This window comes from Rhodococcus sp. 05-340-2 (assembly GCF_002258915.1).
Taxonomy (GTDB): domain Bacteria; phylum Actinomycetota; class Actinomycetes; order Mycobacteriales; family Mycobacteriaceae; genus Rhodococcoides.
Window position 1 is genome coordinate 212,021 of sequence record NZ_NOYU01000010.1, and the last position, 21,746, is coordinate 233,766.

Here is a 21,746-nt window from a genome sequence, read left to right on the forward strand (position 1 = left end):
ACGATCTGATTCAGGTACCGCAGAATGTCTGAAATCCTGCACTGAAGTTCTCGGGCGCAGGCAGGGCGTAGTCCGACCGGTCCTCGCGTCGGTCGAACGGTGACGTGACGACGTCGAGCAGACGCTCGAACGGCTCGAGATCGCCCGCTGTGGCGGATCCGAGTGCGGCGTCCACCAGATGGTTACGAGGAATGTACGCGGGGTTCACGCGGTCCATGGCGTCGGCGATCGACGAGAAGTCCTGTTCCCGTGCCGAAACCGAAGTTCGCCAACGGTTCAGCCACGTCGAGGACGCGTCCGGCGAAACGAGGGAGTCGAACGGTGACGAGTGCCCGCGCAGGTTGTCCGCGAGCGCGCGGAAGGCCAGGGTCCAGTCGACGCGGTGGTCCGTGAGCACCCGGTGCAGGTCGTCGACCAACTCCGCGTCGACGACCCCGTCTCCCAGTCCGAGTTTGGCGGACATCGCGGCCGCGTAGTGCCGGCGGTAGCGTTCCCCGTACGTGTCCAGGACCGCTGTGAGAGCTGTGATTGCGGTATCGGGCGTCGAATCGACCAGTGGCAGTAGCGTTTCGCCGAATCTGGCCAGATTCCAGCCGAGCACTGCGGGTTGATTGCCGTAGGCGTAGCGTCCGCCGTGGTCGATGGAGCTGAACACCGTAGCCGGATCGTAGGCGTCCAGGAAAGCGCACGGCCCGTAGTCGATGGTCTCGCCGGAGATGGTCGTGTTGTCGGTGTTCATGACACCGTGTACGAATCCGACCGACATCCATTGCGCGACAAGCGATGCTTGGGCTTCGACGACGGCCTCGAAGAATGCGAGGTAGCGATCCTCGGCAGGCAGCTCGACGAGTGCGGGGTAGTGGCGGGCGATGGCATGGTCGGCGAGGGGCTGTGTGAGCCCCTCACGCCGGGCAGCGAACTCGAACGTGCCCACCCGCAGATGGCTGGACGCGACCCTGGCGAGTACCGCTCCGGGTTGCGGACCTCCTTCGCGCACCACCTGTTCCCCGGTCGTGACCACCGCGAGTGAGCGGGTGGTGGGGATGTGCAAGGCATGCATTGCCTCGCTGATCAGGTACTCGCGCAGCATGGCTGCGACCACAGCCCGTCCGTCGCCACCACGTGAGAACGGCGTTGCTCCGGACCCTTTGAGATGCAGATCGACTCGACGCCCCTGATCGTCGCGAAGCTCGCCGAGCAGCAGTGCTCGGCCGTCGCCCAGCAGTGGTTGGAAGCTGCCGAACTGATGACCCGCGTACGCCATCGCCACGGTGGCGGTCCCGGCCGGAGGAATGGATCCGGACAGCACGCCTGCCCCCTCGGCGGTGGCCAAGGACGCCGGGTCGAGTGCGAGTGACCGGGCCAGGCCGTCGTTGAGAATCAGCACGCGAGGGTCAGGTGCGTGGGCCCCCTGCCACGGCAGGGTGACGCCGGGAACCTCGTCGGCCAACGTCGACTCGAACCCGAATGCGGGCAGGCTCGTGGTCGACACTTCAGGCCTGATGGATTCGCTCATGGTTCAGGGGTACCACGAATCGTGGCACCCAATCCCCGGGGGACTGCAATCCGATGCCGATCAGAGGCGAGAAACCGCTGTCACGCTGGTGTCCTGCTTCCCATCGACGGTCTCGTACCGGGCCGCTGCATCGAAGCGGATGTGCACTCGTCCGTCGTCGCCGTCCACCGAAACGCGCGCCCGCACTCGATACACCTCGGCGATGAGTTCTTCGGTCAGCACGTCCGCAGGTGTGCCTCCTGCGACGACCTTGCCGTCGTGGAGCACCAACACCTCGTCGCAGAACATCGCGGCCAGGTTCAGGTCGTGCAGCGCAACGATGCTGGTGATCGGCAGACGAGCGACGAGGGCCAGTAATTCGAGCTGGTGATGGATGTCGAGGTGGTTGGTCGGCTCGTCCAGCAACATCTCGCGGGGCTGCTGGGCGAGAGCGCGTGCGATATGCGCCCGCTGCTGCTCACCGCCGGAGAGCGTGCGCCACAATCGATCCGCTTTGTCGGTGAGTCCGGTCTGCGCGAGCGCATCGTCCACGGCGAAGTCGTCCAGGTCGCATCCACCGAACGCCCCCCGATGCGGGATGCGTCCCAGACGCACGACATCGCCGACCGTCACGTCGACGTCGGTGTGCGCGTGCTGTCCGACGACCGCGACGGCGCGGGCAATGTGTTTGCGCTTGAGCGAAGCGAGCCCGGTGCCGTCCAGTTCGACGACGCCTGAGGTGGGCGATACCGCCCCGGCCAGCAGGTGGAGCAGTGAGGACTTTCCGGAACCGTTGGGTCCCAACAACCCCACCGTTCGGCCGGGCGCGGGGTGCAGCGTCACTCCGTCGACGACCAGAGCGCCGCCGCGTTTCCAGGAGACGTTCGACGCGTGCAGTGTCATCGAATTCCCCTCTTACGGGCCATGATTGCGATGAAGGCGGGAACGCCGACCAGCGCGGTCCCGACGCCCACGGGCAGTGGGGTCGGGGCGAACGCGACTCGGGAGAGGGCGTCGACCCACACCATGAAGATCGCGCCGATGACGGCAGTGGTGGGCACGAGGCGGCTGTGGTTGGGACCCACCAACAGTCGCGCTGCGTGCGGAAGAATGAGGCCGACGAAACCGATGGCACCGGCCACGCTGACCAACGTCGCGGTGATCAGGGCGGTGCCGACGAGCAGAGCCGAGCGGACCCTCTTGACATCGAAGCCGAGCGAAGACGCCACCGAGTTGCCGAACGCGAACGCGTCGAGCACATACGCGTAGTAGCAGCACACCACCGCGCCGATGCCGGCCACGCTCACACACAGCACGACGTCGTTCCATCGCACACCCTCGAACGAACCGAGGAGCCAGAACATCACGCCGCGCGTCTCGTCCGAGTCCGCGAACGCAAAGATCACGAAAGACGTCAGGGCCGAGAACAATTGAGTGGTCGCGACACCGGCGAGGATGACGCGATCGTTTCCACTGCCGGACATTCGGGCGAGAAACAACACCAGTCCGAACGCGACGAGCGCCCCGATGAACGCACCACCGGACAGCCCGAGTGCGGCCCCGCCGATACCGAGAACGCCGACCACGACGGCACCCGTCGAGGCACCCGAGGAGACACCGAGCACGAACGGGTCCGCCAGCGGATTACGCAGGAGCGACTGCATGATGACACCGCAGATGCCGAGTCCGACGCCACTGGCTGCAGCAACGAGCGCACGGGGGAGTCGCTCCTCCCAGATGATCGCGTTCTTCGATACCTTCACCGGGATGTCGGTGACGCCGAGATGGTTGAGCACCACATCGCGCACGTTGACCAGTGAGATGTTCGCCGGCCCGAGGGTGATGGCGACGAGGATCGACACCACGCACAGCACGACACCGCCCAGCAGGGCAGCCACCCAACGCCACAGGTGGCGGGAGGTCTGCGATCGCTGGGCGATGCGCGGGCGGGTGATGGTCGCGGTCAGGACGACAGTCCCAGGTCGCGCAGTCCGGCCGACACCTTTTCGACGCCGTCGACGGCCCGAATCGACGGGTTCATCTCTGCACCGTGCAAGGAGATGTAGTGCTTGTCTCGGACGGCGGCCATCGTGCTGGTGACGGGGTCGGACTCCAGGAATGCGATCTTGTCGGCGAGCAGGTCACCGGGAAAGCGGTTGCGCGCCAGGTCGCCCAATACCAGGACGGTCGGATCCCGATCCACCATGGTCTCCCAGCCGACAGCAGGCCAGTCGTCGTCCGTATCGGCGAAGGCGTTCGTCATGCCGACCGATCTGGCGAGTAGATCTGCCGATCCCCGTCCGCCTGCGATGTACGGACTCTTGGTGTCCGCGAACCAGAATGCCACGGAGACATCCGATTCGGCCGTGGTAGCGGTGGCGTCGGCCATGCGGGTCTTCAGTTCGTCGACGAACTCGGCACCGCGCTCGTTGACGTCGAAGATCGCTGCGAGTTCGGTGATCTCCTGGTACAGCGACTCCATCGTGAGCGGCGTCGTTCGGGTGTTGCCTCCGTTGACACTGCGGCCGGCGTCGCAGTCGGTGGGTGAAAGATACGTGGCGGCACCGGTTTCGGTGAAGCGTGACCGCTGAGCGACGCCACCTTGCTCGAAGTGGCGTCCGAACGATGCGGTGACGAGGTCGGGTTCGGTATCGACCACGACCTCGTAGGTGGGGGCGTTGTCGGCCAGTCGGGGAACCGAGGCGTTCGCGTCGGCGAGGTTCTCGCGGACCGGATCGGTCCAGGACGCGGTGCCCACCATACGGTCCTGCACACCGAGTGAGAGAAGGATTTCGGTGGAGTTCTGGTCGAGCGAGACCACGCGCTGCGGGGCGGAGTCGAAGGTGACCGTTTCGCCGCAGTTCTCGATCGTCAGCGGATAGGACGTCCCACCATCGGTGGCTTCCGCGGCCGCGTCCGGTACCTCCTCGGATGCTCCGCACGCGACGAGCGATCCGACCAGGGCGGCAGCGGCGGCGAGGGTGCCTGCGCGGCGACGAACATCGAGCATGTGAGATTGTCCTTCGGGTTCAGACAGCAACGAGCCGTCGGGGATCGCCCGACGGCGGTGCGCACCGAGGTGCGTATGAGCACAGGCTAACCTTTGGTTCTCATCGATGGAAATCGCAGGATGCGATCACGTCCGGTGCGACGTGCTGCGCGTCATACTCGTTGTATGGCCGACTTCAACCAGATGATCATCGACGAGTTCCGCAGCAACGGCGGACATGTGTCCACGGCGGGGTTCGGCGATGCGCTCGTCGTTCTGCACTCCATAGGTGCCAAGAGCGGCGAAGTTCGGTTGAACCCCTTGATGGCGATCCCGGAGGGCGAAACCTGGCTGATCGTCGGGTCGGCAGCCGGCTCACCCAAGGATCCTGCCTGGGTGCACAACCTCCGCGCCCACCCCGCCATCGACGTCGAGGTTCCCGGAGACGGTACCGTCCGCACCATCTCGGTGACCGTGTCGGAAATCCCCGACGACGAGTGGGACGCGAACTGGCAGAAATTCTTGGACGCGTCCGAGGGCTTCGCGAAGTACGTCGAGACAGCAGAGGGGCGACGGTTCCCGATCTTTCGCCTCACTCCCACCTGATCTTCCGGAGAGTCCATCATTTCAGCTTCGACAAGCATTGCGTCCAAACGAAAATTGATCCGTCGCAACGGGACTCGAGGTCGGCTCGGTGCCGACCCGTCGCCGCGCTCCCGATCGGCTACGGCCCTCAGTCGAAAAGTCCCGCGTCGTTCGCGATAGCGGTGAGGTCGCGGGTTTCGGATATCGGTTCAAACCTCCGGACCGGACGCTGCCGACCGGCTTCTGTCGGTGCACAATGCTCCGTCCAGTAAGGCAAAAGAACTCGATGGGGTCACACCGCCTGGTCTGTGAGCGCCCACGCCGGACGACGAACGGCGACGAACTCGATTTCGTTGAGATAGCATCAGCCGGAGGTGAGGATGACCCTGTTCCGGTGCGGATCCTGGTATCAGGATGGCTCTCCATACACTGAGCTCGTGACTCGGGTGAGCGGTTCCCCAGGCTCCGATCGTCGACGGCTTCTGGCCGATGGGGCGATCGAACTGCTGGCGACCGACGGTGTGCACGGCTTGACTCACCGTCGTCTCGACAAGGCGCTCGGTATCCCTGCTGGTTCGACCTCCAATGTCTTTCGTCGGCGCATCGATCTGCTGAAGGCCGCGCTCGATGAGCTCGTGGAGCGGGAAATGGTGGTCGTGCAGGATGTCATGGCCGATCGTGAGTCAGGTCCGTGGACTGTGGACACAGCCGCGGATCTCTTTGCCGACGTGATCGACGCGTGGTTGTTGCCGGCCAACCACACGTTACTCGTCGCGCGCTACACGCTGATTCTCGAGTCGTCGCGATCCGACGAATTGGCACCATTGTTGATCGCCGCGCGCGGCCGCTTCACGGAACTGGCCGAGTTGCTTTGTGCTGCAGCTGGTGTCGGTTCCGAAGAGACCTCCACCGACCCGGCGGTTCAGCTTGTGGCCTGGGCGGACGGTGTGCTTCTCGCGCACGTCACCGCTGGGGTTCGGGCACCGACGCGTGCCGACGTCCATCAGGGAGTTCGTAGGTTGCTCGAGCTCTGACGTCGATGCCGTGTTCTGTTCTCGGATCTTCTCCAGTGTCGTTCGCGTACTGAATTTAGGGACTACTATCGTAGTTTCCGTCGAATTCGGCGGGGGGATCTCCGACCGAGGGGTGGACGATGATCGAGGAACGAACGACTTTCGCGGTGGACGGTTTCGAGGTAGCCGCAGTATTGAGTCTGCCCGAGGGCGAGCAGGTGATGCCGTTCCCGGCAGTGTTCACGGCTCCGGGATTCGCCGGAGTCAAGGAGATGCTGATACCCGACTACAGCGCTGACCTCGCCGCCCGTGGGGTGGCGTCACTTGCATTCGACTACCCGGGGTTCGGCGCGAGCGGAGGCGACAGACGTCAGCACATCGATCCACCTCAGCAACTGCGTTCTTTCCATGCCGCGCTCGACGCACTGGATCGCGACCCACGCATCGACTCCGAGCGAATTGCTGTGTGGGGAACCAGCATGTCCGGAGGCCACGCCATTGCTGTGGCCGCGCGAAATCCGCGAGTGAAGGCGGTGGCCGCGATCATCCCGTTCATTCACCTCACTCCCGCCGGCAATCTCGGGCTCGCACCGGTCGTCGTTCGGGACGCACTACGACGTCTGTTCCGCAGGCCGGGACTGACCGTTCCGGCGGCCGGACGGCCGGGGGAGGTGGCAACGATGAACTCGGACGGAGCCTACGAATGGTCTCGAGAGATGGCGCGCGGAGCGGAGAACTACCGCAACGAGGTGACCGTCGCTTCGCTACCGGCCATGTTGCGGTGGTCGACCCGCAAGGCGGCAGCCCGTCTCACCGTTCCGGTTCTCGCGATACTTGCCGAATCCGACACCATCACTCCGCCCTCTCGAGTGCGCACAGCGTTCGCTGACGTCGACACTGTCGAGTACGTGTCCTACCCCGAATCGCATTTCGAGCTGTTCACCGATCACGCCGAGGCAGTTCGTAAGTCGACGGTGGAATGGTTGGTCGCGAAGTTGGGGGAATGACTCGCGGCGCGTGAGGTGATGGGGTTGTCAGTGCGTGAGGGCCTGCTGTCGGTCGGCTACTCGGGCGGCAACGGCAGAAGCGAGATCGGCGACCTCTGCAGCAAGTGCCTCGCGACTACTGGTATCGGTTTCGTGCAGGAAAGTCGTCGATCCGACTGTCGCACCGCAGTATTCGACGATGCCCCGTTCGATCTGCGTCCGGAACGCGTCGTACACGCCGTGGCGTTCGAAGCTGTCGGCGTCGTCGCCGGCAAGAGAGACCAGGTGGATGGTGAGTCGATCCAGCTTCTTGACGATGCCGTAGTCGGCAGTGAGGTCGTAGGCCCATCCGCTGACGAAGACGCGATCGATCCACCCTTTGAGCAGGGCAGGCATGGACCACCAGTACATCGGGAAGACCAGAACCAGGTGATCGGCGCGGTCGATTCTGTCCTGTTCGGCCCGCACGTCCGCGGGCGTGTTTCCCTTCCCCCGGAACAGATCGAGGTCGCCACCGGTGAAACGTGGATCGAAGTTCTCCGCGGCGAGATCGGCCGTCTCGACGGTGCCACCTGCGGTGCGGATCGCGTCCGATACGGATCGGGCGACGTGGTGGGTCAGGGAGTCGGGGTCGGAATGGGAGACTACGACGAGTGCGGTCATGGCTGATTCCTTGGAGTGAGGTGAAAACGGCTATGTACCAAGAGTAGGTTACTATTCGTATATAGCGCAAGGAGGTGCCCGATGGCCCGGACGCGACTGTCTCGCTCCGACCGATACGACCAGTTGGTGGAGGTCTCGTGGGCTCTCGTGCGAGCGGAAGGGGCCGACGCTCTGACACTTGGCCGACTCGCCGAACATGCCGGCGTCGCAAAACCCGTGGTGTACAGCCACTTCGCCTCGCGTGCAGAACTCCTGGCCGCCCTGTTCACCGAATTCGACGACCGGCAAACGGTCATGCTCGAGGAATCCCTCCGCTCCGCGCCCACCTCGTTGAACGGACGCGCACAGGCCATCGCCAACTCGTACGTGGGTTGCGCGTTGGCACAGGGGCGTGAGCTGACGGGTGTGCTGGCGGCACTGGAGGGCTCGCCCGAACTCGAACAGGTCAAGAGAACGGCCGAACGGGCGTACTCCGATCGATGCCGGTCGATTCTCGAGCCGTACAGCGGCTCCGGCGGGATCTCGGCATCGTCGATCACCGCGATCTTCGGTGCAGCGGAAGCGCTGTCACAAGCGGCGGTTTCGGGCGTAATCGCACCCGAGGAAGCGACAGGCGAACTGGCCGAGTTGATCATCGCCGTCGTGGGAAAGCTCTGAACCCGCAGCTCACTCGGCGATGAACATCGGCCTACCGACAACCGGATCTGCCACTACTCGGGCGCGGATCTCGAATACGTCGTCGAGCAGCGTCGGTGTCACGATGTCGCGGGGATGACCGTCGGCAACGATGACACCATCCCGCATGGCCACGATTCGATCGCAGTACCGCGCCGCTTGATTGAGATCGTGCAGCACCATCACCACGGTCTTTCCGCGATTCGCGACCAGATCGACGACCAACTCCATCACATCGATCTGATGACGCACGTCGAGATACGTGGTGGGTTCGTCCAGTAGCAGAATTTCGGTTTCCTGCGCCAAAGCCATTGCTATCCAGGTGCGTTGACGCTCCCCGCCGGAGAGTGAATCGACAGTGCGGTCGGCGAGGTGGAGGATTCCGGTCGAGGACATCGCTGTGTGCATGGCCTCGTCGTCGTGCCGTCTGAGCATCGACAGTGCCCCGAGCCTCGGATATCGCCCCTGTTCGACGAGCTCTCGGACGCGCAGTCCCTGCGGTGCGTTGGCGGTCTGGGGCAGGATCGCGAGTCGTCGGGCCGTCTCGATCGACGACCGATCACGCAGAGGGGTGCCGTTCAGCCGTATCTGTCCGTGCCGAGGGGCCAAGACCCTGGCCAAGGCCATCAGCAACGTCGACTTGCCGGATCCGTTGGGGCCGACCAGCGCGGTGACCGTTCCCTTCTCGATGGCGATGTCGAGGTGCTCCGAGACCGTCCGATTGCGATACCCGAGCCCGAGATCGACGGCCTCGAGAATCGGTGTGGTGACGTACCCCGTCATCGGGTGTCCTTTCTGATCAGCCAGATGAGATAGGGAGCGCCGACGAGTGCCGTCACGGCCCCGACCGGAAGCCCTGATACATCCGGTCCGCTGCCTGGGATGTCGATCGACGCACTGAAGGCGAGTAGGTCTGCGGAGGACAGCAACACGGCACCGCCGATCACGCTGACCGGAATCAGTCCCCTGTGGTCGCCGCCGAGCGCGGCCCGCGCGGCGTGAGGTGCGATCAAGCCGACGAACGCGACGGCACCCGTGGCCGTGACGGCCGTTGCCGTTGCCAGTACCGCGATGGCGAGCAGCAAGATTCGAGTCCTGTGGGGGCGAATCCCGAGGCCGGTGGACGTCGCGTCGCCCAGCACGAGTGCATTGGCGCGTGACGCACTTAGCAGCCCGGCCGGTATCAGTACGATTGCCCAGGGCCACAATCGATTCCAATCGTCGATAGTCCTGGCATTGAGAGAGCCGATCAGCCATCGAAGGACTACGCCCATCGGTTGTGCATCGACGACGAGCAGCAGTGAGGTCACCGCGGACAGTACAGCGCCGATGAGGATTCCCGCGACCGCCAGTGAGCGTCGGCCCAGGAGGTACAGAGCCAGTCCGGCGCCTGCAGCACCGAGTAGTGACGCCAGGGGTGCGGTACCGGGGGCGGGCAGCACCAGAATCGACACCACAACGCCCAGTGCCGCACCGGATCCCACGCCCGTCGTCGACGGTTCGGCCAGTGGGTTTCGCATGACCGCCTGCAGCAACACTCCGGCCAGTGCCAGGAGTGCGCCGGCAACCAATCCGACGAGGACTCGCGGAAGACGGTAGTTCCGAACGATGATCTCGTGTGCTCGCACCTCCGACGTGCCGGTCAGTACCCTGATCACCTCGGCCGCTCCGAGCTCGCTGCGCCCCGAGACGAGGTGAAGTATCACCAGGCAGGCGATGCAGGTCATCCCGATCGCCACGAGGTGTCGAGCCTTCATCGCGTGGCGGACTGTCTGTGCAGAGCGATCAGCAGTGCCGGAACGCCCAGAAGCGTTGTCGTGATACCCACGGGAATCTCGATCGGATACAGCACGATTCGCGACGCCAGGTCGGCTGCGGCGAGCAGGAATGCGCCGATGACGGGCGTGAGCAGGAATATCCGCCGTGAACTGGTCGTGTGCAAAGCCCATCGAGCCAGATGTGGGGACAGCAACGCGACGTAGGCAACCGGACCGCACACCGAGGCCACCGCGGCGGTGAGCGCAGCGGCGCACACCAGTGCGGTCAGCCGGGTCGGTACCACGGAGATGCCAAGTCCCGCAGCCACATCGTCCCCGAGTGCAAGGGCAGCGACCCGATGCCGCATGAGCAGAGCGAACGGGATGAAGACGGCGAGCCAGGGTGCAGCTACACCGAGATGGCTCCACCCTCGCTCGCCCAGACTGCCGAGCAGATACCGAAAGAGCAGTGGCAGGTTCCCTTCGGTGCCCAGGCTGACCAGCGCAATGACCAGTCCCGACGCGAGGGCGCTGACCGCGGCGCCGAGCAGTACCACCCGGTGCGGGTCGCTGGTCGGTCCGACGGTGGTGATCACCGCGATGCCGGCGACAGCTGCGCCGCCCAATGCCAGATAGGGAAGAGCTGTGAGCGGCAACGGAATGGCAAACACGGCAACGGCTGTCATCGCGACAGCTGCACCGGAGGACACGCCGAGAATCTCCGGACCGGCAATCCTGTTGCGCAGTACATCCTGCATCAATGCTCCTGCCAGGCCGAGGGCCGCACCGCTCACCAGACCCAACAGCACACGCGGCAGTCGAACGAGCGCAACGTGCGGATGGAGGGGATTCGACGGGTCGAGCACGGCGTGGAGCGCGCGCGCCGGATCGAGAGTCGGCTCACCCAGGCACAGGGCCAGCACGATCACGGCGACGCAGGCGCAGATACCCGCAGCGTGAACCCCTCTATCGGTAATGGTTATCATTTCGGACACATCATTCTGCAAAGGAGTTCCCATGCGCAAGTTGTCCGGCTCTTCTCGATCGTTCGGCGCACTCGCACTCTCGGTGTTCGCGCTCGCGGCCTGTAGTACTGCCGATGCGGGCAACGTCGACGCAGCTTCTGCGGTCACGGTCACCGACGACAGCGGAACGGTGATCGAACTCGATGCACCCGTCGAGCGAATCGCGTGTCTGACGCTCATGTGCGTCGACGCGTTGAAGGAGGTGGGCATGACCCCAGTCGCCTACCGTGAGGAACTTGCGGCCGATCCCCGCTACGCCGGGCCGAATGCCGACATGCGCAAGATCACGGGCGGATTCGGTGAAGAGAACGTCGAGGACATCGCGCTCTCGGAACCGGACCTCGTCATCGGACTCGGGGGAGTGCAGGACGGGTTGCGTGCTGCCGTCGAGGAAGTGGCACCGATGTACCTGGTGAACCCGACATCCTGGCGGGATTCGGTCGAATTCCTCCGGACCATAGGTCGTGTGACGGATCGGCAGCAGGAGGCGGACGCCGCTGCCGAGGCGTTCACCGCCGAGGTCGACGCGGCCGCGGGGAAGTGGAGTGGTCTCACGACGCTGTCGATGTACGGCGAACCGGGCAGTCTCGGAGTCGATTCCGTAGACACCCCTGTCGGCTCGATTCTCGCGGAGGTCAGTGACTATCCGTGGCAGGCGGGAACCGATGCCTTCGCGACGGTATCGGTGGAGCAGGTCGCGTCGGTGGATCCGGATGTGGTTTTCGCGCAGGCATTTTCGTCGGGCTCCGACAGTGAGCCTCTCTCGGACCGGCTGGCGAGCAATCCGTTGTGGTCGGGTGTGGCGGCGGCCCGCAACGATCGGGTGATCGAGGTCGACGCCGGGGTATGGGCAACGGGGCGCGGAACGATCTCGTTGCGCATGGTGCTCGCCACTGTGGCCGATGAGCTTCAAAGTTCGTAGCCCTTATTGAAAATCATTATCACTTGACGTAGGGTCGGACACCTCGACGATGTCGAGTCCATCGATCGGTTGCACCGCAACCGATTTGCCCATCGAAGAAGGAGAACCATGAACGACAACGAGCTGTTCCGTTCGATCCAGTCACCGGTATCCCTGGCGACGCACTCCGCGGGCCACAGCAACGCCCTGGTCGAGAATCCCTTCGAGGAAGCCGAGGACTGATCTCGGTGGGGTCTGCACACCACGATGTGCAGGCCCCGGCCGGGCCGTCGCCATGAAACTTGCACCCAGAACCGAACTGTACGAATCTAATTCGGGATTCGTGCTCCGCACCGCCGACGACGAACACTTCGCTCTCGCGCTCGACCGCGAGGAATTCGACCAACTGGCAAAAGCTTTGGCCGGCTCCGCGGCACCGGCGTCTGCGAAACCGAAGACGGCGCTGTCCGCGCTGCTCACCGCAGGCCATGTCGTTCCCGATCCGTCGGTCGAGAAGGTTGCGGTGCTCGGCTGCGGCTCTGTTGCTGCTGCGCTGGTGGGAATGCTGGGACGCGTCGGTATGTTCACAGGGCATGCGGCGACTCGATCGATCACCGTGAGTGACAACGGCGTCGAGACTCTGGGGTCCGGTGGGTCGATCTCCTGTTTCCGTGACGGCAATCGTTACGTCGTTGTGCCCGAGGGGGTGCGGCTGACCGATGTGACGATGCGGCGCGCCGCCTCCCGTCGGAACAGGCAACGAATCGAGGACGGCTATGCCCCTCGCGCCGGCGGGCGGCGTCTGACCTCGTCGATCCATCCGGTGTCCGACGCGGCGGCCGAATTCGTGGCGGCTCAGGTTCTGGCGGAGGTCATCGATCCCACGGCCGACCATTGTGTGACGGCGATCGACCTCCGTACGCTGCGGGTGACTCGGCACCCGATTCTGCCTGTACCGGAACCGCCTCGATGACGGGGCGCGAGTACAAGATCGGGGGACTTCGTACCTTCGTCGTGAAGGCGCGGAGTCCGCGTGCCGTGCTGTCGATTCGCACTCCGTACAACAGCGAAGCTCACCTCGCCGAGGCTGCGGGCTGGGCCGCGCGCGGATTCACCTCGGTCGTACAGGACGTGCGCGGCCGATACGGGTCCACCGGGTCGTTTCACCCGTATCACGGTGAAGGGGCCGACGGCTTGGCCTGCGTCGAGTGGATCACCGCACAAGCGTGGTGGTCGCAGGCCCCCTTTCTGTTCCTCTACGGCACGTCCTACGGAGCGCACTGTGCCACCGAAACGGCTCTCGCTGCATCTGAAGTCGAGGGAATAGCCGGCGTATCGGTCGTCGTGCCCGCTCTGGGGATGGGGGAGACGGCGCGAAATCGAGACCGGGCCTTCTACCTGCAGTCGCGCCTCGGCTGGTGGTCCGAGCACGGCGATGCGGCCCACTCTCGCGAGAGTTCGGCATCGGCGGATCTGCTGGAGACGCTGCCGGTGTCCGACATCGGAGGCTCGTCGAGCCCCCCGATACCCTCGTGGCGCTCCGTCCTGGAGGCCGACAGGTCGGATGCAGAACGCAGGAAACACACTGCAGCACAACACTGTCCGCTGCTGGCGCAGGGTGGGACTGCGGACTGGTTCGGCCAGGACACCGTCGACCTCTGGTCGTCGTGGGGTGGCCCGTCGGCACTCGCCCTCGGACCGTGGGATCACTCGATGCGGGGGTCGGGTCGCGCCGAGCGCATGAGCGCATGGCTGGGTGCGGCGCTCGACGGTCGGCCGTGGACCGGAGCGCAGCTGTACGGTCACCCCGGTGGTCCGCTGCGGCTGGGGACCTGGCCGAGTGCCCAAGCGACGATCGAGCTGCCCGGTGGCAGCTTCGTCGCAGATCCTCTGCAGCCCTTCCCTTCCTGTACGCCCGGCACCGATGTTCGTGGCCTGGCGACACGCTCCGATTGCCTTGTCCGTCCGGTGCCGTGGCGCGCTGGAGCCGTTGTCGGAACTCCCGTGGTGCGCGTCGACAGCGACGACTGCGACCGGCACTGGGGCGCGATGCTCGTCGCCCACCGGCGCGGCGGCGGGGTGGAGCAACTGACTCATGGCATGTCCCTCGACGCCGTCGTGCATCTCGCGCCGCTGTCCACACACATTCACGAGGGAGAGGAACTGACACTGATGATCTCGGCCCACGCCTTCCCACGATATGCCCGCGATCTGCACACCGACGACGACCATCTGTACGGAACCCGAGTGGTGCCGATGCAACGTACCGTGCGCAGCATCGAGTTGGAGATGCCCGTATGAGCGAGGTCTCCTTCCGCGCAGACGATCTGGTCGACCCCTTCACCGGATTGATCCGTGCGCTGCATCCGGTCGAGAGGCTCGACGGGATGCCGGAACGGTACGTCGGACTGACGGCGGAGATCGCCGATACCCGTGCGCTCGGACAGTGGCCGTGCGACCTGGTGTCGCTCGGCACCACCTTCGCGGATCCCGCAGGGGCCCGGATTGCGGCGATCGGCGAAGCAGTGGAGCGGTACTGCGGAAACTACGTACCGAACACGCTGCGCTACGCAACGCCTGCAGAACTGCGCGCGGAGGGTGTCCGCCATTGGGGGAACGAGACATTCGAGTTCTTCGCGCCCTGGCAGCTGAACTCGGCAGGCTTTCCGTTCGAGCGTTTCACCGAGAACTTGCGAGTTGCCTGGGTCGACGGGATATCGGGGGACGGGGTGCGTGTCGCGGTTCCGGCCTCGTACGTGTACCTCAACTGGCGCGGTGGATCTCGCAGGAAGGACCCGTGGATTCATCATCTGAACTACGCCGGCATCGCCACCGGACAGGGGCTCGACGACGCGGCCACACGTGGACTGCTCGAGCTCGTGGAGCGAGATTCGCTGTCGCTGTGGTGGCACTTGAACCTGCCTGCGCGGGGCATAGATCCGGCATCGGTGCCCGGACTCGCGGCAGACCTCGGCGACTCACGACTGCGGTGTCATCTCCTCGAGTTGCCGTCGTACTTCGGAGTTCCGGTGGTAGCGGCCGTTGTTCACGATCTCGAACTCGGAATCGTCGCGGGTGGCTTCTCGGCGAAGCTGGACCCGGTCGAGACGGCACGCAAGGCCGTTCTCGAAGCGATCCACAGTTGGGTCTTCACCCGAGGACTGGTCGAGGCAGACGGCTGGGTGTTCGGGTCGATGCGCGCCGGGGTGCTGTCGCCGGGTCTCTACCTGGACCACCGCGCCGATCGCAGCTACCTCGATGCCGCCGGAGCGCGCAGTGAACACATCCGCGACCTGGGCGCGCAAGCCCAGGTGTGGCTCGATCCCCGTACTCAGGCCGCGTATCTTCCCCGCTTCACGAATCCGGCGGAGACGGTAGCGATCGACGAGCTTCCCCGCGGCACCGCCGACGGTATGCGGAGCGCGCTCGCGATAGCGGGCCACGAGGTGGTCGTCTGCGACATCACCACCACGGACGTGGCGCTGACGCCGCTGCGGGTGGCGAGAGTCTGTGCCTCGGGCCTGATACCCAACGCGCCGGCGGCCTTTCCGTACTTCGGTCTGCCCCGGTGGCGTGATGTTGCGCGAACATACGCACCTGCTCGAGATCCGAGCGATCCGAGCACCCTGCTGCTGGCTCCACCTCCGAGCCTATGACGCCGTTCTCTCGCTTCGTGCTCGCGCGTGCCGTTGCGTGGGTCGGTAATGCGATGTCCACCGTGGCGGTGCCGATGCTGGTGTATCAACTCAGCGGTTCTCCGTTGCTCTCCGGCGTGACTTTCGCAGTGGAGTCGTTGCCCTACCTGCTATTCGGACTGCTCGCCGGCGCTCTTGCCGACAGATTCGATCGTCGAACCGTGTTGCTCGCTACCCAGCTCGCCAGTTCTGTGGCTCTGGCGACGATCCCGGCGGCTCACGTGATCGGGTCGGTGACGATGTTGCATCTGATGATCGTGGCGTTCACCGTCTCGACGTTGTTCGTGTTCTTCGATGCCGCATCCTTCGGTGTAGTACCGGCCTTGGTAGGTCGTGACGCGATCGCTGATGCGACGGGCAGGCTGGTGAGCGTCGGCACGGTGATCGGAATCGCGGGTCCGATGCTCGGGGGTGTAGCCGCAACGACGTTGGGTGCGCCGGGGGCGATTGCGATCGATGCAGTGTGCTTCTTGGTGGCCACAGTGGTCACGTCGACAATCGCGTTGCCCGGGCAGGCATCGTCTCCGGTGTGCGCGAAGTTGCGCACGTCTGTCCTCGAGGGCCTGACATTCATCCGTCGGCATCGCGTGGTTCGGGCACTGACCGCGGTAGGTGTGGGAGTGAGTGTCGCCAACGGGGTGGTGGTGGGTCTGATGGTGGTCGTCGGGGTGCGGAAGCTGGGGTTGAACGACGCTGATGCGAGGCTCGGATCACTTTATGCGGCAACCGCTCTGGGTGCGTTCTTGATCAGCCTGGTGAGTGCACGCATCCAGCGAGTAGTCGGTACCGGTGTGATCACCTGCGTGGGTGTCGTGGTGGCGTTCGCCGCAATGCTTGCGTGGTCGTTTGCTGGGGTGCTGGCACTGTCTCTGGTTCTGTTGGTCGTCTATCAAGGGGCCAACACCATGATCGTCGTCAACGGCATCGTCGTTCGTCAGACCCTCACCCCCGATCATCTGCAATCAAGGGTGAACACAACAGCTCGGATGATCGCGATGGGTGGCACTCCGTTCGGTGCCGCGGCGGGAGGAGCCGTCGCCGATGGGTTCGGTGTGACGGCGGCGATCGTGCTCGGAGCGGGGGCACTCGCGTTCGCCGGCGGGGCAGCCCTGTGGCTCGGGGTGCCCCGGCTACCGTTGCTTGCCGATCTCGCCGCGTCCGCCGATCGCGAACGCCACTAGCGGAACCGAGTTCCGGTCGAGACCGAGCAACTGGGAGATGTCCTCGTCGTAGAAGCCGGAAATAGCGCAGCAGGCCAGTTCGAGTGCAGTCGCCACCAGATAGAGGTTCTGGGTTGCGATGCCTGCGTCGACATGAAGGGTTCGATAGTGGCGCTCGGCGTATTTGACGAGGGTTCGGTCGAGGCGTCCGACGAGAACGACGACGACAGGTGCCCGCTGCGCGAATTGTTCTTGCACGAAGCATGATTCGAGCACATCGACACATGGTCCGGTGCCTGTTCTGCTCAGAACGTGGCGATGTGGATCGAAAAGATAGGTTCCCGAGTCGATCTCACCTGTGGGGCGAAGAGCCACGACATGCAGATCGATCGAATCGAGACCGCCGGCCGTGGGATTCATCCGGAAAGTGTGCGGCGTGCCGTCCGGCCGCTCGACCGTCCGGCCGAGCCCCGCTGCCGACCGGAGAAGAGTCGAGAGCTGCAGCGCGTCCATGGCTGCGAATCGGTAGTGAGACCGTCGGTCGCGCAGTGCTGTTTCGAGACGCATCGGTGGGAGTGGCGGTGGTGATGGCAGAACGTATGTCCCGTCTGCCGAGGGCACGGTCGGAACGTCCACTCCGGTGCCGCGATCGGAGAGGCGGCGGTGCACATCGTGGACCCGCGCGATCCTCCTATCAAGGGAATTCCGGTCCATGAACCGACCTTACTGATAATGAAAACGAAAATCTATTAGGCGTCGTCGGTGTTCCGTTGCGTGAACACCCTGCTACTACGACGAGTAGTTGGTAGTAGTATCCCGTTCATGTCTGCCACCACGGATGGGTTCGCGCCTCTGCGCGGTGCCTCCGTGGGCGCGCTGTCCGCACTGGTCACAGCCACGGCACACACCTTCGGCGGTGGGATGTTCCCCTCGGACGCGGCGATAGTGCTGCTGGTGCTCGTGTGCGCGGCGGCCGGATACGCGACATCGGTGGCACCGACAGCGGGAGCACCCCGGGCGCAGCTGCTGGTCGTTCTGGCCACGGCGCAGGCGATCGGTCACCTGCTGCTCACCGCCGTCGACGGTCACCATCACGGTTCGATGCTCACCCAGCAGATGCTCGCCGCGCACGCCGTTGCCGTTCTGTTCGGCGCACTTGCCATCCGCGGAGCCGAGCACGGAATCCGGCGCGCGGTCACCTCGCTCCGCGAAACACTGCCGATGCTGGCAGCGCTCGTCGTCGACGACAATCGTATCGCCCCACCACTCCCGGTGTACCGGATCCCGGGATCACCACGACTTCTCGACCTTTCGGGCTGCGGAAACCGCGGACCACCGGCTCGGACTGCCTGAGCACACCCCACTGTCTCGCCCGCCCTGCTCGTCAGGCGTCGGGTAGTGGGTTGCTGCCGCATTCGACACCGCACATCGCACTCTCGGTGATTCACGCTGCCTCCGCGCGGCCCGGTCCCGTAGGCGATGCCACCTCGCGCACATCCGCGCGCCCACTCATCTCTTCACGAAACGAGACCTCGTGTCCACACCCGAAATGGAACGCGTCGCCGATCCTTCCCCGCCCACCCGTCCGACAAGCCCTCGCAGCTGGCGTCCGCTGATCCTGCGGCTGCACTTCTATGCGGGTATTCTCGTTGCACCGTTCATTCTCATCGCCACCATCAGCGGCGGGCTGTACGCCGTCGCACCGACCATCGAACAACTCATGTATCGGGACTACCTGCACGTCGACGCCACCGGCCCGGCCGTGCCGGTGGCGGATCAGATACGCGCAGCGCAGGCCGAACGACCCGATCTCACCGTCGCCGCCGTTCGCCCCGCAGCCGAAGCAGGCGACACCACCCGAGTGATGTTCACCGACCCCACCCTCGGTGAATCGAAGCGGCTGGCCGTCTTCGTCGATCCCGCGACCGCGACGTCCGTGGGCGAGCTGACGGTGTACGGCTCGTCCGGCTCATTGCCTGTGCGTACCTGGATCTCCGAGCTGCATCGCCATCTGCACCTGGGTGAACCCGGTCGCCTCTACAGCGAACTCGCCGCCTCGTGGCTGTGGGTGATCGCGCTCGGCGGCCTCTACCTGTGGTTCGAGCGCTATCGACGCAACCGCGACAAGGCACGACTGCTCACTTTCGATCGAAAGTCGAAGGGGCGCAATCGGTCTTTGAACTGGCACGGAGTGGCGGGAATCTGGATCGCTGTGGGTCTGATCTTCCTGTCCGCCACCGGACTCACGTGGTCCACCTACGCGGGCGAGAACGTCACCGACCTCCGCACGGCGCTGAGCTGGACCACCCCCGCCATCACCAAGACCATCGGTTCCTCCGAGGCGACGACGACGGGTGACCACTCCGGTCACGGCGGTCATTCGATGGACATGTCGGCCGACGCGTCGATGACCGACGACAACGTCGGTCGCATCGATTCGGTCCTCGGCATCGCGAAGGCCAACGGTATCGACGGGGCGGTGGAGGCGTCGATCCCGGCGTCGGACGACGCAGCGTTCGTCGTCGCCGAGACCCGTCAGCCCTGGGTGATGTCGAACAACTCCATCTCGATCGACGGCAGTACCGGCACGGTGATCGACACCCTGTACTTCTCCGACTGGCCCCTTGCTGCCAAGCTCTCGGCCTGGGGTATCCAACTGCACATGGGGACTCTGTTCGGTGTAGCCAATCAGCTTGCGCTGCTTGCACTTGCGGTCGCTCTGGCATCGGTCATCGTCCGCGGTTACATGATGTGGTGGAAACGCCGTCCCACCAAGGCAACCGGCCTCACCGCGGGGCGTCCCCCGCTGCGCGGCGGCATTCGCCGAATCTCACCGATGTCCGTCGTCGCACTGACGGTCGTCGCGGTTGCTGTCGGCTGGTTCGTCCCACTCCTCGGGCTGAGCCTGGTGGCGTTCCTCGCCGTCGACGTGGTCCTCGGCTCGATCCGTCGAGCACGGACCAGAACCGCCAATGCTGCTGCCTCTCGACACGAAAGCGAACTCGCATGACACTCTCCCGACGTACCTCGACCTTGTTGGCCGCACTGTCGGTCACCGGTCTGATCCTCACCGGATGTTCCAGCAACGAGCCGGCCGCCGCGGCGAAGGAGTCCGATTCCGTTGTCGTCCGCGAGCAGTGGGTCAAAGCCGCCGACTCCGGTATGACCGCGGCGTTCGCCGAATTGCAGAACACCGGCGACTCCGATGTGCACGTGGTCGGTGCGTCGTCGCCGGCGTCGAGCACAATGGAACTGCACGAGATGGCAACCGGGGCCGACGGAGCGATGGTGATGCGTCCAAAGGAGGGCGGCTTCGTCATTCCGGCGGGCGGAACGCATGTGCTCGCCGCGGGCGGCGACCATTTGATGCTCATGGATGTGACCTCTCCGCTCACTCCAGGAGCCGACGCGGAGTTCACCCTCGAGTTCGAGGATGCGTCGAGTACGACGTTCACCGCGCAGGTTCGTGACTTCTCCGGTGCCCAGGAGAACTACGAGCCGGGCAGCATGGACATGGACATGGACATGGACATGGACGGGTCGGCAACCCCTGCCCCGACACCCGGTGGCTGACAACGACAACCGGTCACCACGCTCGCTGAGCCGGCGACGTCTCCTCGGTGGAGGCGTCGCCGCGCTCGGAGTCGCGGGGGTGGGAGCCGCGACCGGTTACGGAATCATCGGCAACCGGGCCGAGGAGACGGCCACCGGCGGTGACACGGTGCCGTGGCGTGGCCTGCATCAAGCGGGCATCGATACGGTTCCGCCACAGGCGCACTCGACGTTCGTCGGGCTGACCTTGCACGATCGAGTCGGGCGCGACGAGCTGATCGGGATTCTGAAGGTCTGGACCGAGGACATCGGACGGCTCACTGCCGGTGCACCCGCGCTGGCCGATACCGAAGCCGAACTGGCGCTTCGGCCCGCACGCCTGACGGTGACCGTCGGACTCGGCCCCGGCGTGTTCGATGCGATCGGTCTGCCGGATCGGCGGCCGTCGTGGCTGGCACCGCTTCCTGCCTTCGGAATCGACCGTCTGGAACCGGAATTCACCGGTGGAGATCTGCTGCTGCAGGTGTGCTCGGACGATCCTGTCACCGTTGCACACGCCCTTCGGGTACTCACCAAGAACGTTCGCTCGTTGGTGACGATCGCCTGGACGCAGCGCGGGTTCCGGCGCTCGCGGGGTACCGAGGAATCGGGCACCACGATGCGCAATCTGATGGGGCAGGTCGACGGTACCGTCAATCCGAAGGCCGGAAGTACCGACTTCGACGGCCTGGTCTGGGACGACGGCAGCGACCAGCCCTGGATGCAGCACGGAACGTCGATGGTGTTGCGTCGCATACGAATCGAGATGGACACCTGGGACGAACTGGACCGACCGGGCCGGGAGTTGTCGGTGGGGAGAACTCTCGACACCGGTGCCCCGTTGACCGGAACCGCAGAGTTCGACGAGGCCGATTTCGACGTGACGGATCGATTCGGCATTCCGGTCATCCCGCCGTCCTCGCACATCGCGAGGGCACGGCACCTTCACGACGGCGAGCGAATCTTCCGGCGGGCGTACAACTACGACGATCCACCTGCTCCCGGTTCGGTGTCGAACTCCGGGCTGCTGTTCGCGAGCTATCAGCGCGATGTGCTGACCCAGCTCCTACCGATTCAGCAGCGCCTCGACGAGTTCGATGCACTGAACGAATGGACGACGCCGATCGGGTCCGCGGTGTTCGCGATACTGCCGGGAGTGGTCGACGACGGCTATCTGGGTCAGAGCCTGCTCGGGTGACTGCGCCGACAGG

At 64.9% G+C, this 21,746-nt stretch carries 23 protein-coding genes; 14 read left to right on the top strand and 9 right to left on the bottom strand.

What is annotated here, in order from left to right:
* Positions 1–10 precede the first annotated feature (10 nt).
* The 4 genes from CH271_RS05325 to CH271_RS05340 all read right to left on the bottom strand — a co-directional run bounded on the left by CH271_RS05325 (position 11) and on the right by CH271_RS05340 (position 4,505).
* A complete protein-coding gene (locus CH271_RS05325) occupies positions 11–1,516 on the bottom strand; it encodes a protein adenylyltransferase SelO (RefSeq protein ID WP_094632920.1) in 1,506 nt (501 codons plus the stop codon).
* A 60-nt stretch (positions 1,517–1,576) separates the two neighbouring features.
* Complete coding sequence (locus tag CH271_RS05330; protein WP_094632921.1) at positions 1,577–2,398, bottom strand: ABC transporter ATP-binding protein; 822 nt, start codon at positions 2,396–2,398, stop codon at positions 1,577–1,579.
* On the bottom strand, positions 2,395–3,393 hold the full coding sequence (locus CH271_RS05335; protein ID WP_373453600.1) for a FecCD family ABC transporter permease: 999 nt from the start codon (positions 3,391–3,393) through the stop codon (positions 2,395–2,397). The genes CH271_RS05330 and CH271_RS05335 overlap by 4 nt, the downstream gene beginning before the upstream one ends.
* A 65-nt stretch (positions 3,394–3,458) precedes the next feature.
* On the bottom strand, positions 3,459–4,505 hold the full coding sequence (locus CH271_RS05340; protein ID WP_094632922.1) for an ABC transporter substrate-binding protein: 1,047 nt from the start codon (positions 4,503–4,505) through the stop codon (positions 3,459–3,461).
* A 165-nt stretch (positions 4,506–4,670) separates the two neighbouring features.
* Here CH271_RS05340 and CH271_RS05345 point away from each other — a divergent pair, with 165 nt between their 5' ends.
* The 3 genes from CH271_RS05345 (at position 4,671) to CH271_RS05355 (ending at position 7,089) form a co-directional block, all read left to right on the top strand.
* Entirely contained in the window at positions 4,671–5,090 is a 420-nt protein-coding gene (locus CH271_RS05345; protein ID WP_094632923.1) for a nitroreductase/quinone reductase family protein, read from the top strand.
* A gap of 416 nt (positions 5,091–5,506) precedes the next feature.
* Positions 5,507–6,103, top strand: a complete 597-nt coding sequence (locus tag CH271_RS05350; RefSeq protein WP_143546010.1) for a TetR/AcrR family transcriptional regulator — start codon at positions 5,507–5,509, stop codon at positions 6,101–6,103.
* Positions 6,104–6,222: 119 nt separating this feature from the next.
* Positions 6,223–7,089 carry an alpha/beta hydrolase gene (locus tag CH271_RS05355; RefSeq protein WP_094632925.1) on the top strand — a complete coding sequence of 289 codons (867 nt, stop codon included), beginning with the start codon at positions 6,223–6,225 and terminating at the stop codon, positions 7,087–7,089.
* Positions 7,090–7,116: 27 nt separating this feature from the next.
* On the opposite strand, the gene CH271_RS05360 is transcribed toward CH271_RS05355, so the two are convergent.
* Positions 7,117–7,731 (bottom strand): NAD(P)H-dependent oxidoreductase, encoded by a 615-nt coding sequence (locus CH271_RS05360; protein WP_094632926.1) that lies wholly within the window; start codon positions 7,729–7,731, stop codon positions 7,117–7,119.
* An 81-nt stretch (positions 7,732–7,812) separates the two neighbouring features.
* On the opposite strand from CH271_RS05360, the gene CH271_RS05365 reads away from it, so the two are divergent.
* Positions 7,813–8,388, top strand: coding sequence for a TetR/AcrR family transcriptional regulator (locus CH271_RS05365; RefSeq protein WP_094632927.1), 576 nt, complete (start codon positions 7,813–7,815; stop codon positions 8,386–8,388).
* Positions 8,389–8,397: 9 nt separating this feature from the next.
* Here the strand turns inward: CH271_RS05365 and CH271_RS05370 are convergent, their stop codons facing one another.
* From CH271_RS05370 to CH271_RS05380, 3 genes are read right to left on the bottom strand one after another with little or no spacing between them, the layout of a single operon-like run.
* Positions 8,398–9,189, bottom strand: coding sequence for an ABC transporter ATP-binding protein (locus CH271_RS05370; protein WP_094632928.1), 792 nt, complete (start codon positions 9,187–9,189; stop codon positions 8,398–8,400).
* Complete coding sequence (locus CH271_RS05375) at positions 9,186–10,163, bottom strand: FecCD family ABC transporter permease (RefSeq protein WP_094632929.1); 978 nt, start codon at positions 10,161–10,163, stop codon at positions 9,186–9,188. Before CH271_RS05375 ends, CH271_RS05370 begins: the two co-directional genes overlap by 4 nt.
* Positions 10,160–11,149: a FecCD family ABC transporter permease gene (locus CH271_RS05380; protein WP_179274811.1), complete on the bottom strand. Its 990-nt coding sequence runs from the start codon at positions 11,147–11,149 to the stop codon at positions 10,160–10,162. Before CH271_RS05380 ends, CH271_RS05375 begins: the two co-directional genes overlap by 4 nt.
* A 31-nt stretch (positions 11,150–11,180) precedes the next feature.
* Here CH271_RS05380 and CH271_RS05385 point away from each other — a divergent pair, with 31 nt between their 5' ends.
* The 6 genes from CH271_RS05385 (at position 11,181) to CH271_RS05405 (ending at position 16,965) form a co-directional block, all read left to right on the top strand.
* Positions 11,181–12,110 (top strand): ABC transporter substrate-binding protein, encoded by a 930-nt coding sequence (locus CH271_RS05385; RefSeq protein ID WP_179274810.1) that lies wholly within the window; start codon positions 11,181–11,183, stop codon positions 12,108–12,110.
* A gap of 108 nt (positions 12,111–12,218) precedes the next feature.
* On the top strand, positions 12,219–12,332 hold the full coding sequence (gene amiA / locus CH271_RS29185) for a streptamidine family RiPP (RefSeq protein ID WP_254924168.1): 114 nt from the start codon (positions 12,219–12,221) through the stop codon (positions 12,330–12,332).
* 52 nt (positions 12,333–12,384) lie between these two features.
* The gene (locus CH271_RS05390; RefSeq protein ID WP_094632931.1) at positions 12,385–13,062 is read left to right on the top strand and encodes a hypothetical protein; all 678 of its coding nucleotides are present in this window, start codon (positions 12,385–12,387) and stop codon (positions 13,060–13,062) included.
* A complete protein-coding gene (locus CH271_RS05395) occupies positions 13,059–14,390 on the top strand; it encodes a CocE/NonD family hydrolase (protein ID WP_094632932.1) in 1,332 nt (443 codons plus the stop codon). Before CH271_RS05390 ends, CH271_RS05395 begins: the two co-directional genes overlap by 4 nt.
* Positions 14,387–15,745 carry a YcaO-like family protein gene (locus tag CH271_RS05400; protein WP_094632933.1) on the top strand — a complete coding sequence of 453 codons (1,359 nt, stop codon included), beginning with the start codon at positions 14,387–14,389 and terminating at the stop codon, positions 15,743–15,745. The genes CH271_RS05395 and CH271_RS05400 overlap by 4 nt, the downstream gene beginning before the upstream one ends.
* A complete protein-coding gene (locus tag CH271_RS05405) occupies positions 15,742–16,965 on the top strand; it encodes an MFS transporter (protein ID WP_094632934.1) in 1,224 nt (407 codons plus the stop codon). Before CH271_RS05400 ends, CH271_RS05405 begins: the two co-directional genes overlap by 4 nt.
* Here the strand turns inward: CH271_RS05405 and CH271_RS05410 are convergent.
* Positions 16,915–17,658 (bottom strand): SagB family peptide dehydrogenase, encoded by a 744-nt coding sequence (locus CH271_RS05410; protein WP_094632935.1) that lies wholly within the window; start codon positions 17,656–17,658, stop codon positions 16,915–16,917. The genes CH271_RS05405 and CH271_RS05410 overlap by 51 nt on opposite strands.
* A 108-nt stretch (positions 17,659–17,766) precedes the next feature.
* On the opposite strand from CH271_RS05410, the gene CH271_RS05415 reads away from it, so the two are divergent.
* The 4 genes from CH271_RS05415 (at position 17,767) to CH271_RS05430 (ending at position 21,733) form a co-directional block, all read left to right on the top strand.
* The gene (locus CH271_RS05415; protein WP_037194391.1) at positions 17,767–18,297 is read left to right on the top strand and encodes a hypothetical protein; all 531 of its coding nucleotides are present in this window, start codon (positions 17,767–17,769) and stop codon (positions 18,295–18,297) included.
* A 181-nt stretch (positions 18,298–18,478) separates the two neighbouring features.
* Positions 18,479–19,954 (top strand): PepSY-associated TM helix domain-containing protein, encoded by a 1,476-nt coding sequence (locus CH271_RS05420; protein ID WP_037194393.1) that lies wholly within the window; start codon positions 18,479–18,481, stop codon positions 19,952–19,954.
* On the top strand, positions 19,951–20,517 hold the full coding sequence (locus tag CH271_RS05425) for a copper chaperone PCu(A)C (RefSeq protein WP_094632937.1): 567 nt from the start codon (positions 19,951–19,953) through the stop codon (positions 20,515–20,517). The genes CH271_RS05420 and CH271_RS05425 overlap by 4 nt, the downstream gene beginning before the upstream one ends.
* Complete coding sequence (locus CH271_RS05430; RefSeq protein ID WP_094632938.1) at positions 20,510–21,733, top strand: Dyp-type peroxidase; 1,224 nt, start codon at positions 20,510–20,512, stop codon at positions 21,731–21,733. The genes CH271_RS05425 and CH271_RS05430 overlap by 8 nt, the downstream gene beginning before the upstream one ends.
* Positions 21,734–21,746: the final 13 nt, after the last annotated feature.